Raw genomic sequence first — 15,127 nt, 5'->3', positions numbered from 1 at the left:
GGTCAGGAGGGGTTGGGGGCGGCCGGTCCGATCGGCCCCGGCCCCTCGTCCTTGCCCGCGCCCTGCTCGGGGTTCCCCTCGGACGGGGCCTCAAGGCGGTCGTACGTCATCAGGAGCAGGACGACGAGGCCGAGCACCACGACCATGGAGACGAACGCTCCCGGGCCTACCAGGCCCCACGCGAAGGCGGCCAGCAGGCCGTGCACGACGGCCACGCTGATCAGCAGGATGCGGCCGAAGCCGGCCGGTGCCCGGTCGCGCAGGGCGACGAGCAGGGCGACCACACCGCACAGCGCGAAGTAGAGCCCGAAGACGATCCCGCCGACCTTGGAGGACACCGACATCGCGTCCGGGTCGAGACCGGCCAGGGACATGTCCTGGCGGTCGACGACGATGCCGAGGAACCAGTTCAGCGCGGCCACTCCGAGCGCCTCCACGAAGAGGACGAGCGCCAAGATCCATGCCACCGGCCTGCGCACCACCGGCCCCACCCACTTCCGCCGTTACCCCAAGTACGTTCAGGACAAGCCGAACGCTACTAACGGGTAAACCGCGGGACAAGGGTTGTGATGGGGGCAAAGAATCATTGGGCCATTCGTAGGGACTCGACAAAGAAACGGAGTGGGGCGCGGCACGCTCTCACAGAGACCTTGACCACATCGGAGGGCTAGGGTTTCCCCGAGGAGTCCTGGGCACCTAGGTGCGACAAGGGATTTCACGGGTCGAGCGAGCCTCGAATCACGCTCCGTGTGGGCAAGCTCACCATTGGGGACGGGTCGATGCGCCGTGTCGGCAGTCCCTAAACTCGGCTTGTTTCAAGGAGGGAGCCTCAATCGTGCGCAAGGTGCTCATCGCCAATCGTGGCGAAATCGCTGTCCGCGTAGCCCGGGCCTGCCGGGACGCCGGGATCGCGAGCGTGGCCGTATACGCCGACCCGGACCGGGACGCTCTGCATGTCCGCGCCGCGGATGAGGCGTTCGCCCTGGGCGGTGACACACCGGCGAGCAGCTACCTGAACATCACCAAGGTCCTCAACGCGGCCCGCGAGTCCGGTGCCGACGCCATCCACCCCGGCTACGGATTCCTGTCGGAGAACGCCGAGTTCGCCCAGGCCGTGCTCGACGCGGACCTGATCTGGATCGGACCGCCGCCGCAGGCGATCCGTGACCTCGGTGACAAGGTCGCCGCCCGGCACATCGCCCAGCGCGCCGGCGCTCCGCTGGTGGCCGGCACGCCGGACCCGGTGTCGGGTTCGGACGAGGTCGTCGCGTTCGCCGAGCAGCACGGGCTGCCCATCGCGATCAAGGCCGCCTTCGGTGGCGGCGGTCGCGGGCTGAAGGTGGCCCGGACCCTCGAAGAGGTCCCCGAGCTGTACGACTCCGCGGTGCGCGAGGCGGTCGCCGCCTTCGGTCGCGGCGAGTGCTTCGTCGAGCGCTACCTGGACAAGCCGCGGCACGTGGAGACCCAGTGCCTGGCCGACTCCCACGGCAACGTGGTGGTCGTGTCCACGCGTGACTGCTCGCTTCAGCGCCGGCACCAGAAGCTGGTCGAGGAGGCGCCCGCGCCGTTCCTCTCCGAGGCCCAGGTCGCCGACTTGTACGCGTCGTCCAAGGCGATCCTCAAGGAGGCCGGCTACGTCGGCGCCGGGACCGTCGAGTTCCTCGTCGGCCAGGACGGCACGATCTCCTTCCTGGAGGTCAACACCCGCCTCCAGGTGGAGCACCCGGTCACCGAGGAGGTCTCCGGCATCGACCTCGTCCGCGAGATGTTCCGCATCGCCGACGGCGAGGAACTCGGCTACGACGACCCCGAACTGCGCGGCCACTCCTTCGAGTTCCGCATCAACGGCGAGGACCCGGGCCGCGGCTTCCTGCCCGCGCCCGGCACGGTGACGCTGTTCGCGCCGCCGTCCGGCCCGGGTGTCCGCCTGGACGCCGGTGTCGAGTCCGGCTCGGTCATCGGCCCGGCGTGGGACTCGCTCCTGGCCAAGCTGGTCATCACCGGCGCGACCCGTGAGCAGGCGTTGCAGCGGGCGGCGCGGGCCCTGGACGAATTCCAGGTCGAGGGCATGGCCACGGCCATCCCCTTCCACCGCGCGGTCGTCAAGGACCCGGCGTTCGCCCCCGAACTCACCGGCTCCAGCGACCCGTTCACGGTCCACACCCGGTGGATCGAGACCGAGTTCGTCAACGAGATCAAGCCCTTCGCGGCGCCCACGGACGCCGAGGCGGACGAGGACGCGGACCGCGAGACGATCGTCGTCGAGGTCGGCGGCAAGCGCCTGGAGGTCTCCCTCCCGGTCTCGCTCGGCATGTCGCTGGCCCGCACCGGCCTCGCGGCGGGCGCCAAGCCCAAGCGCCGCGCGGCCAAGAAGTCCGGCCCCGTCGCCTCCGGTGACACCCTCGCCTCGCCGATGCAGGGCACGATCGTCAAGGTCGCGGTCGAGGAGGGCCAGGAGGTCAAGGAGGGCGACCTCATCGTCGTCCTGGAGGCCATGAAGATGGAACAGCCCCTGAACGCGCACAAGTCCGGCACGATCAAGGGACTCGGCGCGGAGGTCGGTGCGTCGGTCACCTCCGGCGCGGCGATCTGCGAGATCAAGGACTGACCCCACCGCACGTCCAGGGGTGCCCGGCCGACAGCAGCAGCCTGTCCGCCGGGCACCTCTGTAATGTGACGGGACAGCGCCTAGGAGGGCAGGTGGGAGCGATGGCCGACACGGTCGGACCGCCGGCTGGGCTGCGTGCCGACGCCCGGCGCAACTACGAGCGGCTGCTCGCCGAGGCCCGCGTGTGCTTCGCCGCGCACGGTACGGACGCGTCCCTGGAGGACGTGGCGAGGCGGGCCGGGGTCGGCATCGGCACGCTGTACCGGCACTTCCCGAATCGGCAGGCCCTGATGAGCGCGGTCTTCGAGGACGCGGCTCGTGAACTCCTTCTACGGTCGCGGGAGTTGCTGTCCGCTCCGCAGCCGTGCGGGGCGTTGGTGACCTGGTTGCGGGAGATGGTGACGCACGCGAGCGAGTACCGGGGGCTGTCCCGGGCGTTGATGGCGGTCGACCTCGACGGGTCGTCCGCGCTGGCCCGGTGCAGTGATCCCATCCGGGAGGCGGGGGGTGCGTTGCTGGTCCGGGCACAGGAAGCCGGTGACGTACGCGGTGACGTCGAGATCGGCGACCTGCTTCAGCTGACGCACGCGATCGCCCTCGCGGCCGAGGGGAATCCCGGTGACCCCGAACTGGCGGACAGGTTGCTGACGTTGACGCTGCGCGGGCTGAAGCCGTAGGGCTGGTTCGGTTTGTTTTCGAGTGCCCGCCGGTGGGGGCTGGTCGCGCAGTTCCCCGCGCCCCTAAAAGATGGCCCCGTTCAGCCGACCTGCTTTTTAAGGGGCGCGGGACCGTATCGATATGCGGCGCCGCAGCCGATAACCGGACCCCGCAACCCCGCGAACCGGTCAACGCCTGCGCAGATCCGCCACCCTGGCCGCGCGCTCCCGTTCGGGGGACTCCCCGGCCAGAACGCCCGCTGACCTCAACCCCGGTGTTCCGCCCGGTACTTGACCCCGTCGCGGTGCCGGGAGAGGGACATCCCGGCGGCGTTGGTCGCGCGTCGGGGTCTGATCACCCCCCGGGGCTCCCGTACCGCCCGCGACGGCGATCTGCACCCCCTGGTCGGCCAGCGCCTGCAACTCGGTCGCGGCGCGGTCGTCGTGGCCCGGGGGCTCGTCGGTGACGAGGCGGGTGATGACGTCCGTGGGCACGGTCTGGAACATGGTGTCCGTGCCGAGCTTGGTGTGATCGGCGAGGACGACGACCTCGGCCGCGGCCTGGACGAGCGCCCGGTCCACGGACGCCGAGAGCATGTTGGACGTGGACAGGCCGCGCTCGGCGGTCAGCCCGCTCCCGGAGAGGAAGGCCCGGGACACACGCAGCCCCTGGAGGGACTGCTCGGCCCCACTGCCCACCAGCGCGTAGTTGGAACCGCGCAGGGTGCCCCCGGTCATGACGACCTCCACGCGGTTGGCATGGGCCAACGCCTGGGCCACCAACAGGGAGTTGGTGACGACGGTCAGTCCCGGGACCCGGGCGAGCCGGCGGGCCAGCTCCTGGGTGGTGGTACCCGCCCCCACCACAATCGCTTCGCCCTCTTCGACGAAGCTGGCGGCGAGATCGGCGATGGCCGTCTTCTCGGCGGTCGCGAGATGCGATTTCTGCGGAAAGCCGGACTCCCGCGTGAACCCGCCCGGCAATACCGCACCGCCATGCCGGCGGTCGAGGAGTCCTTCTGCCTCCAGTGCGCGCACGTCCCGCCGTACGGTCACTTCGGAGGTCTGGACGACGCGGGCGAGCTCACGGAGCGATACGGCCCCATTCGCTCGCACCATTTCGAGGATCAATTGGCGACGTTCTGCAGCGAACACGAAACTGACAGTAACCCCAACGACCGTCTGCTTTCAGCTGTTTGCGGTGAATAGCAGAAGTTGTTCGCACAGGGAGGCGAGAAGTGGTATAGGGCTTAGTCGCCGCGCCTATGCCGTGCGAATGGGCGGCAACTCCCCGTGACCAGCGGGGAGTCCGCACTGCCTCAGACTTCGCCCGTCGCCTTGCGGGTGTGCAGCTGCCGGGCCACCTCGGCGATCGAGCCCGAAAGGGACGGGTAGACGGTGAAGGCGTTCGCGATCTGTTCGACCGTCAGATTGTTGTCGACGGCGATCGAGATGGGGTGGATCAGTTCCGAGGCGCGGGGAGCCACGACCACACCGCCGACGATGATGCCGGTGCCGGGGCGGCAGAAGATCTTGACGAAGCCGTCCCGGATGCCCTGCATCTTCGCGCGCGGGTTGCGCAGGAGCGGGAGCTTCACGACGCGGGCGTCGATCTTGCCGCCGTCCACGTCGGACTGGCTGTAGCCGACGGTGGCGATCTCGGGGTCGGTGAAGACGTTCGAGGAGACCGTCTTCAGGTTCAGGGGGGCCACCGCGTCGCCCAGGAAGTGGTACATCGCGATACGGCCCTGCATCGCGGCCACCGAGGCGAGCGCGAAGATCCCGGTCACGTCACCGGCCGCGTACACGCCCGGAGCGGTCGTACGGGAGACCTTGTCGGTCCAGATGTGGCCCGACTCGCGCAGCTTCACGCCCGCCTCCTCCAGGCCCATGCCCTCGGAGTTCGGGATGGCGCCGACGGCCATCAGGCAGTGCGAGCCGGTGATGACGCGGCCGTCGGCGAGGGTGACCTCGACCTTGTCGCCGACGCGCTTGGCGGACTGGGCGCGGGAGCGGGCCATGACGTTCATGCCGCGGCGCCGGAAGACGTCCTCCAGGACGGCGGCGGCGTCCGGGTCCTCGCCGGGCAGGACGCGGTCCCGGGAGGAGACGAGGGTCACCTTGGAGCCGAGGGCCTGGTAGGCGCCGGCGAACTCGGCGCCGGTGACACCGGAGCCGACCACGATCAGCTCTTCGGGGAGTTCGGTGAGGTCGTAGACCTGGGTCCAGTTGAGGATGCGCTCGCCGTCCGGGCGGGCGTCGTCCAGCTCACGGGGGTGACCGCCGGTCGCGATGAGGACGGCGTCGGCGACGAGGGTCTCCTCGGTGCCGTCGGCCGCCTTCACGATCACCTTGCGGGAACCGTCGATGGCCTGCATGCCGTCGAGCCGGCCCCGGCCGCGCATGACACGGGCGCCGGCCCGGGTCACGGACGCGGTGATGTCGTGCGACTGGGCCAGCGCGAGGCGCTTCACACGGCGGTTGACCTTGCCGAGGTCCACGCCGACGACCCGGGCCGCCTGCTCCAGGGGTGGGCCCGCGGCGGAGCCGCTGTCGGACCACGTGTCGGCGACGATGATGCCGAGTTCCTCGTACGACGAGTCGAAGGTGGTCATCACCTCGGCCGTCGCGATAAGGGTCTTCGACGGGACGCAGTCGGTCAGCACCGACGCCCCGCCCAGACCGTCGCAGTCGACGACGGTCACCTCCGCGCCGAGCTGCGCTGCCACCAGCGCCGCTTCATAGCCGCCGGGTCCGCCACCGATGATCACGATCCGAGTCACGTACCCCATTGTCCCGCACGCTTCAAGATGCTTCTGCCCGGGGGCGACGGGGGCGCTGTCGGCGGGGGCCGCGGGGGGTCCCTTTCCGGCGCGCCGGAGTACCCACGGTTACGGGAGTGGCTGGTGGTTCCGCTGCCGTACTCTCGGAGCATGTCGCTCTACGCCGCGTACGCCGGCAATCTCGACGCGCGGCTGATGACCCGCCGCGCCCCGCACTCGCCGTTGCGCGCCACGGGCTGGCTGAACGGGTGGCGGCTGACCTTCGGCGGCGAGCACATGGGCTGGGAGGGCGCGCTCGCGACGATCGTGGAGGCCCCGCGCTCCCAGGTCTTCGTCGCGCTGTACGAGATCGCGCCGCCCGACGAGGAGTCCATGGACCGGTGGGAGGGCGTCGGCCTCGACGTCTACCGCCGGATGCGGGTCCGCGTGCACACCCTGGAGGGCGAGGAGCCCGCCTGGCTGTACGTCCTCAACGGCTACGAGGGCGGGCTGCCGTCGGCTCGCTACCTCGGGGAGCTGGCGGACGCCGCCGAGTCCGCGGGCGCGCCCCACGACTATGTGATGGAGCTGCGGAAGCGCCCCTGCTGAGGGTTTCCCACACACAACCGCGTCACAGCTCTCGTTGGAAACGACAAGACAACGATCGCCATCCCGTGCGCTCTGTCATCTACGCGCGTAGGCCCGGACCGGCTACGCTCATCCGCGTGAACGCATCTCTTCTTCCGGACGACATCCAGGGCGACCCCCATGCCGCCGCTGACGCCGCCGCCACGCGCCTGCGCGAACTGACAGGCGCCGAGACCCACGACGTCGCCCTTGTGATGGGCTCCGGCTGGGGGCCGGCCGTGGACGCCCTCGGCGTACCCGAGGCCGACTTCCCCGTCACCGAGCTGCCCGGTTTCCCGCCGCCGGCCGTCCAGGGCCACGGCGGGCGGATCCGCTCGTACAGGATCGGCGACAAGCGCGCGCTGGTCTTCCTCGGGCGCACCCACTACTACGAGGGCCGCGGTGTCGCCGCCGTCGCGCACGGCGTCCGTACGGCCGTCGCCGCGGGCTGCAAGACCATTGTGCTGACCAACGGCTGCGGGGGGCTCCGCGAGGGGATGCGGCCGGGGCAGCCGGTGCTGATCAGCGACCACATCAACCTCACCGCCACGTCGCCGATCGTCGGCGCGAACTTCGTCGACCTCACCGATCTGTACTCGCCTCGGCTGCGCGCCCTGTGCAAGGAGATCGATCCGGCGCTGGAGGAGGGTGTCTACGCCCAGTTCCCCGGGCCGCACTACGAGACTCCGGCCGAGATCCGTATGGCCCGGGTGATCGGGGCGGACCTGGTGGGCATGTCGACGGTGCTGGAGGCCATCGCCGCGCGCGAGGCCGGTGCGGAGGTGCTGGGGATCTCCCTGGTGACGAACCTTGCCGCGGGTATGACGGGTGAGCCGCTCAACCACGAGGAAGTTCTTCAGGCCGGGCGGGATTCCGCCACGCAGATGGGGGCACTGTTGGCCCAGGTGCTCGGGCGGCTGTAGTCACCGTTCCCCAGGGGGCTCCCGCCCCCTGGAACCCCTGGATGTCTCCCACCCACCCACCCGTCTCGGGCATCCAGAAGCCCAGGAACAGACCTCCCCGGGCGGGGCGGGAACCGTTCGTAAAAGCCAAGAAGCCAAAACGCCGACGAACCACCACCACGAAAGGCTCACCCGCCGTGCACGACGACGAACTCATCGCGCGGGCCAGGACCTGGCTCGCCGAGGATCCCGACGCGGATACCCGTGAGGAGCTGGGGAAGCTCATCGAAGCCGGGGACGTCGCCGAGCTGGCCGGGCGTTTCAGCGGCACTCTCCAGTTCGGCACCGCGGGCCTGCGGGGCGAACTGGGCGCCGGGCCCATGCGGATGAACCGCGCGGTCGTCATCCGCGCCGCCGCCGGACTCGCCGCGTACCTGAAGAAGAACGGCGGGACCGACGGCACCGTCGTCATCGGCTACGACGCCCGTCACAAGTCCGCCGACTTCGCCCGCGACACCGCCGCCGTGATGGTCGGCGCGGGGCTGAAGGCCGCCGTGCTGCCCCGGCCCCTTCCCACCCCCGTACTCGCCTTCGCCATACGGCACTTGGGCGCGGTCGCGGGCGTCGAGGTCACCGCCAGCCACAACCCGCCCCGGGACAACGGCTACAAGGTCTACCTCGGCGACGGCTCCCAGATCGTGCCCCCGGCCGACGCGGAGATCGCCGCCGAGATCGACGCGATCGGCTCGCTGCACGATGTGCCCCGCCCGGCGGAAGGCTGGGAGGTCCTCGGCGAGGGCGTCCTCGACGCCTATCTCGCCCGCACGGACGCCGTCCTCGCCCCGGACTCCCCGCGTACCGCCCGCACCGTCTACACGGCGATGCACGGCGTCGGCAAGGACGTGCTGCTGGCCGCGTTCGCGCGGGCCGGCTTCCCCGAGCCCGTGCTCGTCGCCGAACAGGCCGAGCCCGACCCGGACTTCCCGACCGTCGCGTTCCCCAACCCGGAGGAGCCCGGCGCGATGGACCTCGCCTTCGCGCAGGCCCGCGCGAGCGAACCGGACCTGATCATCGCCAACGACCCGGACGCCGACCGCTGCGCCGTCGCCGTCAAGGACCGTACCCAGGGCGGCAGTTGGCGCATGCTGCACGGGGACGAGGTCGGCTCGCTGCTCGCCGCGCACCTCGTACGGCGCGGCGTCCACGGCGCGTTCGCCGAGTCGATCGTCTCCTCCTCCCTCCTCGGCCGCATCGCCGGGAAGGCGGGCCTGCCCTACGAGGAGACCCTCACCGGCTTCAAGTGGATCGCCCGCGTGGACGGTCTGCGCTACGGCTACGAGGAGGCCCTCGGCTACTGCGTCGACCCGGACGGTGTGCGGGACAAGGACGGCATCACCGCCGCGCTGCTGATCACCGAGCTGGCCTCGGAGTTGAAGGCCGAGGGGCGTGATCTGCTCGATCTCCTCGACGATCTCGCCGTGGAGCACGGGCTGCACGCCACCGATCAACTCTCCGTGCGTGTCGAGGACGTGTCGGTCATCGCGGACGCCATGCGGCGGTTGCGCGAGCAGCCGCCGACCGCGCTCGCGGGTCTTGCCGTCACCAAGGCCGAGGACCTGGCCGAGGGGACGGACAAGCTGCCGCCCACGGACGGGCTGCGGTACACGCTCGACGGCGCCCGGGTCATCGTCCGGCCCAGCGGCACCGAGCCCAAGCTGAAGTGCTACCTGGAGGTCGTGGTGCCGGTCGCCACGCACGCCGACCTCCCGGCCGCCCGGGCGCGGGCAACGGAGACGCTCGCGACGATCGAGCGGGACCTGTCGGCGGCGGCCGGTATCTGATTCGCCCTCAGCTTGGCCTGGTTCACCGGGAGTTGGGCTGCCGCATGCTCCGCGGCAGCACTCTTCCGCCGCATGTGTTCCATACTGGAACAGCTATACGGATGTGCTCCTCACCCCCCCTTGGAGACATCCGCCGGTCGTCGCCCCGCCGGCCCCCTTCACGGGCGGGGCCGCGTCCGTGCACGAGCCGGACACGGGGTTCAGTCACGCACCAGGTAACTGAACCCCGTGTCCGGTCCCACGCAGGACTGAAGGGTGAGGTCGCCCCAGTAGAGGCCGGCCGCCGGGACGCCCCGGCCCGGGGTGACGTAGTGCGCGTAGACCCGGTACGTCCACGTCCCGCGCGGGGTGGTGATGGTGACCCTCGTGCCGACCGGCAGCGTGGCGAAGCGGTCGAAGCCGCAGTAGTCGTGGCCGACGATCACCACGGTCCGCAGCGCGTAGCCGTCCTCGGTGCCGATCGCCGGGCCCGTCCACTGCACGGCGTTCCGGCAGGCGTCGACCTCCGCCTGGTCGCCCCGGACGACGGTCGCGGACCAGGCGCCGATCCGGATCGTGGTGGAGGTGGGCCGGCCGGTCGTCGCCGTGTCGGTGCGGGGCGCGGCGGACCTCGTGGGCGTAGGGCGGGGTGGGGCGGGCGGGAGCTTCCGGGAGAGGTCCGGGCCGGGGACGCGGGCGTCGGAGGGGGACGGGGAGGCGTCGAGCGGGGCCGATGCCGGTGTGCGGGGGCGTGGAGCGACCGGGGAGGTCTTCGGGGCCGCGGTGGGTCTCGGCGGTGCGGACGCGGACGGCGTCGGGGGTGCGGGGGCGGCCGGGGCACTCGCCGTGACCGTCCTGTCCGTCGGGCCGGCCGCCGCGTCCCGCGCCCCGGCCCCGGCCGCGCAGCCGGTGACCAGCAGCAGGGTCGCGGCCGTGCCCGTGAGCCGGCCCGCTCGCGGCCCTGCCGTCATCCGAAGCGTCCGTTCACGTAGTCCGACGTCCGTTCGTCCTGCGGGGAGCTGAACATCGCCTGGGTGTCGCCGTGTTCGACGATCACGCCGGGGGTGTTCTGCGAGGCGAGGAAGAAGGCGCAGGTGTCGGAGACGCGGGCGGCCTGCTGCATGTTGTGGGTGACGATGACGATCGTGACCTCGGACTTCAGCTCGGCGATGGTCTCCTCGATGCGGCGGGTGGAGGTCGGGTCGAGCGCCGAGCAGGGTTCGTCCATGAGGAGGACCCGGGGGCGTACCGCCAACGACCGTGCGATGCACAGGCGTTGCTGCTGACCGCCGGAGAGGGCGCCCCCGGGCTGGCGGAGGCGGTCCTTGACCTCCTTCCACAGGCCCGCCTTGATCAGGCACTCCTCGACCAGGTCGTCCTTGCCGTCGCGGGTGGCCTTGATGGCGTTGAGCTTGAGTCCGGCGAGGACGTTGTCGTAGATCGACATGGCGGGGAAGGGGTTCGGCTTCTGGAAGACCATGCCGATCTGGCGGCGGGCGTGGGTGATGCGGCGGCCGCGGTCGTAGATGTCCTGGTCGTCGAGGAGGACGCGGCCGGCGAGGGAGGCGGAGCCGATCAGTTCGTGCATGCGGTTGAGGATGCGCAGGAAGGTCGACTTGCCGCAGCCGGAGGGGCCGATGAGGGCGGTGACCTCGCGGGCGGGCATGGTGAGCGAGACCCGGTCGAGGACCTTGTGGTCGGCGAACCAGGCGGAGACGGAGTCGGCGCGCAGGCTCGCGGGGCCCTGACCGGTGCCGGTGAACGGCGGCATCAGGAGCGTGTCGGTGGGGTCGGGGTGTGCGTCCGAGGGGGCGTTGCCGGTGAGGTCGGTGGACATGGTGGTGAGGTCAACTCCCGTACGGGGTGGGGTGGTTCAGAGGAGGTTGGGCAGCAGGGAGACGATGGCCCCGGAGTCGGCGAGGCCCAGGGCGAGCAGCGGCGGTCCCGCGCAGATCCAGGTCTGCCAGCGGCCCCAGACGCGGTGGGCGACGACAGCGAGGAGGGAGGCGAGCAACAGGGCCTGGGACCACAGGAAGACGCGGAGCCAGGCGCTGCCGTCGCCCCCGAGGGCTTCCTCGGAGGCGGATATCCAGCCGGGGCGCAGATCGCGTGGCGGGTTGGCCTGCACGGGGGTGATCAGCCGGGCGTCGATCCGCAGGACACCGCTCGGGGTGTACGGGCCTCCGGTGGCGGTGATCAGGGTGAGGCGGCCCTGTCCCTGGCCGATGGGGGCGGGCAGCGGGTCGCCCGCGCGGCGGATGCCGGTGACCTCGTAGACGGACTTCGCCTGGCCGGTGGTCAGTTCGAGGCGGGCGCCGGTGGGCAGGTTGTGGAGTTCGAGGAAGGGGCTGCCGTAGCCCCATTGGCGGCCCATGATCACCGAGGTGCCGGCCTGGCCCGGGAGCGGGGTGTCGCGGCGGTGGCCGGGGCCCGACATCAGGACCTCGGAGGTGGTGCCCTCGGCGACGACCTCCTTGATGCCGAGGGCGGGGACGCGCAGCAGGGCGACGGGCGCACCGGGCTTCAGCATCCGTCCCTCGTAGTCGCGTTGGCCGACGGGGGCGGTGCCCAGGGCGAGTTCCTTGCGGAGTTCGTCGTAGGCGGTGCGCTGGTCGCGGGCGTGCTGGAGGTGGCCGACGACGGTGAGGTTCGCGGCGAAGCCGAGGAGTACGGCGGCCAGGACGCACAGGGCCGCCCCGGCGAGTGCGAGCCCGGGGCGGGCGGGGGGTCGCGGGGTCTCCTGGCGCGGCCGGTCGGCCGGGGGTGGCGGGTCGGGCGGTCCGTCGGTCGGCGCCGGCGCGTCGGCCGGGGGCGGTGCGAGCGTGGTCACGGGGTGCGCTCCTCGAAGCGGGACGGGGTCCTTCGTCGCGGCGGTGTGCGGGTGCGGGCGGCGGGGCGGGCCGGGGGCACGTCGGCGGTGCCCCCGGTCCGGCCCGGCGGTCAGTGGTGCTGCGGGGTGTCGTCCGTGCCGAAGGCCAGGAGGCCCTTGCGGCGCATGTGGAGGACGAGGGCCGCGCCGGCGGCGAGGAACGCGAGGGAGGCCAGGCCGATCGCGCCTGCCTCGGTGCCGGTGGCCGCCATCGAGCCGGTGCCGGTCGTGGTGCCGGTGCCGGTGCCGCTGTCGCCTCCCGTCGTACCGCCCGTGTCCGTGCCGCCGCTCGTCGAGCCGCCGGTGTCCGTGCCGCCGGAGGCCGAGTCGGACGGGGTGGGCGAGGGGGACTCGCCGGGGGCGTCGGTGCCGGTCGTGAAGGCGAAGGCGACGCTGTGGCCGTCCGTCCCGTCCTCGGCGAGGGTCAGGGTGTGGTCGCCGTCGGCGATGTCGTCCGGCACGGTGAAGGCGTAACCGTCCACGGTTCCGGCCGAGTTGGCCTTGGCGTCCGGGAAGGTCGCCTCGCTGTCGGCGAGGGTGACCTTGACGGCGGCGCTCGCGGTGTAGCCCCGGGCGGTGATCTTCAGCTTCTGGCCGGGTTCGAGGGCGGGGTCGGTGTCGAGGGTCCTGCCGTCCTCGTCGGTCACCGTGAGGTCGGGGTCGCCGGTGGGGCTGGGGCTCGCGGTCGCGTCGGTGCTGACGAAGTCGAAGGACCCGAACACGCCGGACTTCTCGGTGAAGTGGAGGCCGTGGTCGCCGTTGGGCAGGGCGTCGGGCACCGTGAAGGCGTAGTCCGTGACGGTTCCGTCGGCGCCGGCGGTGACGTCCGGGTAGGTCGCGTTGGCGCCGGTGAGGCTCACGCTCACGGTGGACGCCGGGGTGAAGCCCTGGACGGTGACCTTCACCTTCTGGCCGATGGCCAGCGTGGGATCGGCGGCGAGGGCCTTTCCGTCGGCGTCCTCGGCGGAGATGACGTAGCCGATGGTCGGGGTGACGGTGGCCTCGGAGGTAGCGTAGGCGTCGGGGTCGGCGGGGGTGAACACGGCGTTGTACGTCGTGAGGCCGCCGATCGCGGGCGCCTTGACGGTGAGTACGGCCGTGCCGTCCGCGGCCGTCGCCGTGCCGAGCGAGGTGTCGCCGTTCCTGAACTCGACGGAGCCGGCCGCGGCCGGGGTCACCGTGGCGGTGAGCTTGAGGTCGCCGCCGACGGAGACGCCGGAGGCGGCGGCCAGGGCGAGGGAGGTGGGCTGCTGTTCGAGCAGGGCCCAACTGGTGCCCGTGACACGGACCTTGGCGAGGAAGCCGTCGGCGGTGGTACCGCCGCCGCAGCCGAGGCCCAGGGTGTAGGTGCCGTCGAGGGAGCCGTCGGGGATCCACTGGCGCAGCGCCTGCTCCAGGCTCTTCGCGGTGGTCCCGGCCAGTGCCTTCATGTCCACGGTGAAGGGGGCCGTGCCGAGCGGGGGCTTGGTGACGCTCTGGGCGAGGTTGGTCTGCACGGCGGAGTCCGTCGGCTTGTACACCTTGAGGACGGCTGTGACCTGGGTGGTGTTGGGGCAGCCCGCGCTCGATGTGACCGACGTGGTCATGGGGTTGTCCGTGATGCTGCCCGTGGCCGGTGCGAGCGTGAACTTGCCCAGCGTGGTGGCGGCTTGGGCCCGGCCCGAGAGGGCGAGGACCCCGGCCAGGGCGGCGAGCAGCAGCGCGCAGCAGCTCAACAGCGCGACGGGCGATCTGAGGTGGGCGAGACGGTGGTTCATGTGGTGGTCCCCCGCGGGGTCTGGGTCGTGGATGGATACGCGGACAGGGCCGGGCACCCCAGGGGTGCCCGGCCTGCGCGCGGTTACGGGACGATGCTCAGCTCTCGCCCTTGACGTCCGTGCTGCCGCAGTCGCTGCCGAGGGCGCCGAAGCCGTAGCCGGTGATGGTGGCCGTGTTCTGGCACACCGCCGAGCCGGTGCCGACGAAGGTGGCCGCGATCAGGGAGTCCGACAGCTTGGCGGTCGGGACGACGTTGTAGACGTTCCGCAGGTAGGGGAAGCCCAGGTTCAGCGTCAGGTCGTCGTTGCGCGGGCCCACGCCGTTCACGGAGCCGAGCACGGCGGAGCCGCGGCGGTCGTCCACGACGAGGGTCTCCTGCGCGCTGTACTGGGCCACCGAGTACGGGAAGATGTCGCCCGCGCTGTCCACGGCCGAGCCGTCGTTCTCCTGGATCGTGGAGTTGGACGTGACGCAGGAGCCGGGGGTCGTCACGCCGATGGAGCTGAGGAAGAAGGCGCGGGTGCCGGAGGCGGACTGCGGCAGGATCGGGGTGAGGGTGACACCGTTGAGGGTGGTCAGGGTGCACTCGTAGATCGCCTTGAGCTGGGCGGTCGTCAGGTTGTCGGGCAGCGCGCTGCCGTCCTGCTTGACCCAGGACACGGCGTCCTTGGCGTACGGGATGAAGGTCAGGTCCGAGGTGGTGGTGTTGTTCGGGCCGCGCGAGGAGCGGGCGAAGTCGACACAGCCGGTGGAGCCGTCGACGGCGGTGTTGAGGGCCGTGATGCCGGCGCCGGACCCGTCGGGACGCGGGATCGTGCAGCTGCCGGTCGCCTTGGTCGTGACCGTGCTGGAGCCGGTGGCGTTCCAGGAGGCGACGACCTTGCCGCTGCCGTTCGTGATCGTGTCGCCGAGGGCGTTCATGACGTCCTGGGTGGTGTCGGAGCCGACACCGGCGAGCTGACGGTAGTCGGTGGCCGAGCCGGGGTCGGCGTAGGCGGGGGCGGCCAGGGCACCGAGGCCCAGGGCGACCGCTCCGATACCGGCACCGACACGCAGGCGGGTCTTGACGTTCACTTGGGTTCTCCTCCGTGGAAACGGATCGAGCAGAGGACGTACAAGAAAAAT

At 71.4% G+C, this 15,127-nt stretch carries 13 protein-coding genes; 5 read left to right on the top strand and 8 right to left on the bottom strand.

The annotated features are described in order from the left end of the window. Positions 1–2: 2 nt before the first annotated feature. Entirely contained in the window at positions 3–467 is a 465-nt protein-coding gene (locus tag ACIRB1_RS44910; RefSeq protein WP_403469753.1) for a hypothetical protein, read from the bottom strand. A gap of 368 nt (positions 468–835) precedes the next feature. On the opposite strand from ACIRB1_RS44910, the gene ACIRB1_RS44905 reads away from it, so the two are divergent. Together ACIRB1_RS44905 and ACIRB1_RS44900 are read left to right on the top strand one after the other, a co-directional pair. Continuing rightward, positions 836–2,608: an acetyl/propionyl/methylcrotonyl-CoA carboxylase subunit alpha gene (locus ACIRB1_RS44905; RefSeq protein ID WP_403469752.1), complete on the top strand. Its 1,773-nt coding sequence runs from the start codon at positions 836–838 to the stop codon at positions 2,606–2,608. A 101-nt stretch (positions 2,609–2,709) separates the two neighbouring features. Next, positions 2,710–3,285, top strand: coding sequence for a TetR/AcrR family transcriptional regulator (locus tag ACIRB1_RS44900; protein WP_403469751.1), 576 nt, complete (start codon positions 2,710–2,712; stop codon positions 3,283–3,285). A 168-nt stretch (positions 3,286–3,453) separates the two neighbouring features. Here ACIRB1_RS44900 and ACIRB1_RS44895 read toward each other — a convergent pair whose 3' ends face one another. Together ACIRB1_RS44895 and ACIRB1_RS44890 are read right to left on the bottom strand one after the other, a co-directional pair. Next, the gene (locus ACIRB1_RS44895) at positions 3,454–4,419 is read right to left on the bottom strand and encodes a DeoR/GlpR family DNA-binding transcription regulator (protein WP_352185768.1); all 966 of its coding nucleotides are present in this window, start codon (positions 4,417–4,419) and stop codon (positions 3,454–3,456) included. Between the two features lie 164 nt (positions 4,420–4,583). After that, complete coding sequence (locus ACIRB1_RS44890; protein WP_352185769.1) at positions 4,584–6,056, bottom strand: NAD(P)H-quinone dehydrogenase; 1,473 nt, start codon at positions 6,054–6,056, stop codon at positions 4,584–4,586. 141 nt (positions 6,057–6,197) lie between these two features. Between ACIRB1_RS44890 and ACIRB1_RS44885 the strand changes: the two genes are divergently transcribed. The 3 genes from ACIRB1_RS44885 (at position 6,198) to ACIRB1_RS44875 (ending at position 9,396) form a co-directional block, all read left to right on the top strand. Beyond that, the gene (locus ACIRB1_RS44885) at positions 6,198–6,635 is read left to right on the top strand and encodes a gamma-glutamylcyclotransferase (RefSeq protein ID WP_266771832.1); all 438 of its coding nucleotides are present in this window, start codon (positions 6,198–6,200) and stop codon (positions 6,633–6,635) included. Between the two features lie 116 nt (positions 6,636–6,751). Then, positions 6,752–7,576 (top strand): purine-nucleoside phosphorylase, encoded by an 825-nt coding sequence (locus tag ACIRB1_RS44880; protein WP_352185770.1) that lies wholly within the window; start codon positions 6,752–6,754, stop codon positions 7,574–7,576. Positions 7,577–7,752: 176 nt separating this feature from the next. Beyond that, positions 7,753–9,396 carry a phospho-sugar mutase gene (locus tag ACIRB1_RS44875; RefSeq protein ID WP_403469750.1) on the top strand — a complete coding sequence of 548 codons (1,644 nt, stop codon included), beginning with the start codon at positions 7,753–7,755 and terminating at the stop codon, positions 9,394–9,396. Positions 9,397–9,596: 200 nt separating this feature from the next. Here the strand turns inward: ACIRB1_RS44875 and ACIRB1_RS44870 are convergent, their stop codons facing one another. The 5 genes from ACIRB1_RS44870 to ACIRB1_RS44850 all read right to left on the bottom strand — a co-directional run bounded on the left by ACIRB1_RS44870 (position 9,597) and on the right by ACIRB1_RS44850 (position 15,076). After that, complete coding sequence (locus tag ACIRB1_RS44870; protein ID WP_403469749.1) at positions 9,597–10,346, bottom strand: hypothetical protein; 750 nt, start codon at positions 10,344–10,346, stop codon at positions 9,597–9,599. After that, on the bottom strand, positions 10,343–11,146 hold the full coding sequence (locus ACIRB1_RS44865) for a phosphate ABC transporter ATP-binding protein (protein ID WP_403469770.1): 804 nt from the start codon (positions 11,144–11,146) through the stop codon (positions 10,343–10,345). The genes ACIRB1_RS44870 and ACIRB1_RS44865 overlap by 4 nt, the downstream gene beginning before the upstream one ends. Positions 11,147–11,248: 102 nt before the next feature. After that, positions 11,249–12,205, bottom strand: coding sequence for a sortase (locus tag ACIRB1_RS44860; RefSeq protein WP_403469748.1), 957 nt, complete (start codon positions 12,203–12,205; stop codon positions 11,249–11,251). A 110-nt stretch (positions 12,206–12,315) separates the two neighbouring features. Further along, positions 12,316–14,001: a hypothetical protein gene (locus ACIRB1_RS44855; protein WP_403469747.1), complete on the bottom strand. Its 1,686-nt coding sequence runs from the start codon at positions 13,999–14,001 to the stop codon at positions 12,316–12,318. Positions 14,002–14,098: 97 nt separating this feature from the next. After that, on the bottom strand, positions 14,099–15,076 hold the full coding sequence (locus ACIRB1_RS44850) for a substrate-binding domain-containing protein (RefSeq protein ID WP_403469746.1): 978 nt from the start codon (positions 15,074–15,076) through the stop codon (positions 14,099–14,101). Positions 15,077–15,127: the final 51 nt, after the last annotated feature.

This window comes from Streptomyces sp. NPDC096013, from assembly GCF_044763565.1.
Taxonomy (GTDB): Bacteria; Actinomycetota; Actinomycetes; order Streptomycetales; family Streptomycetaceae; genus Streptomyces.
This window is presented reverse-complemented; position numbering and strand designations above follow the sequence as displayed.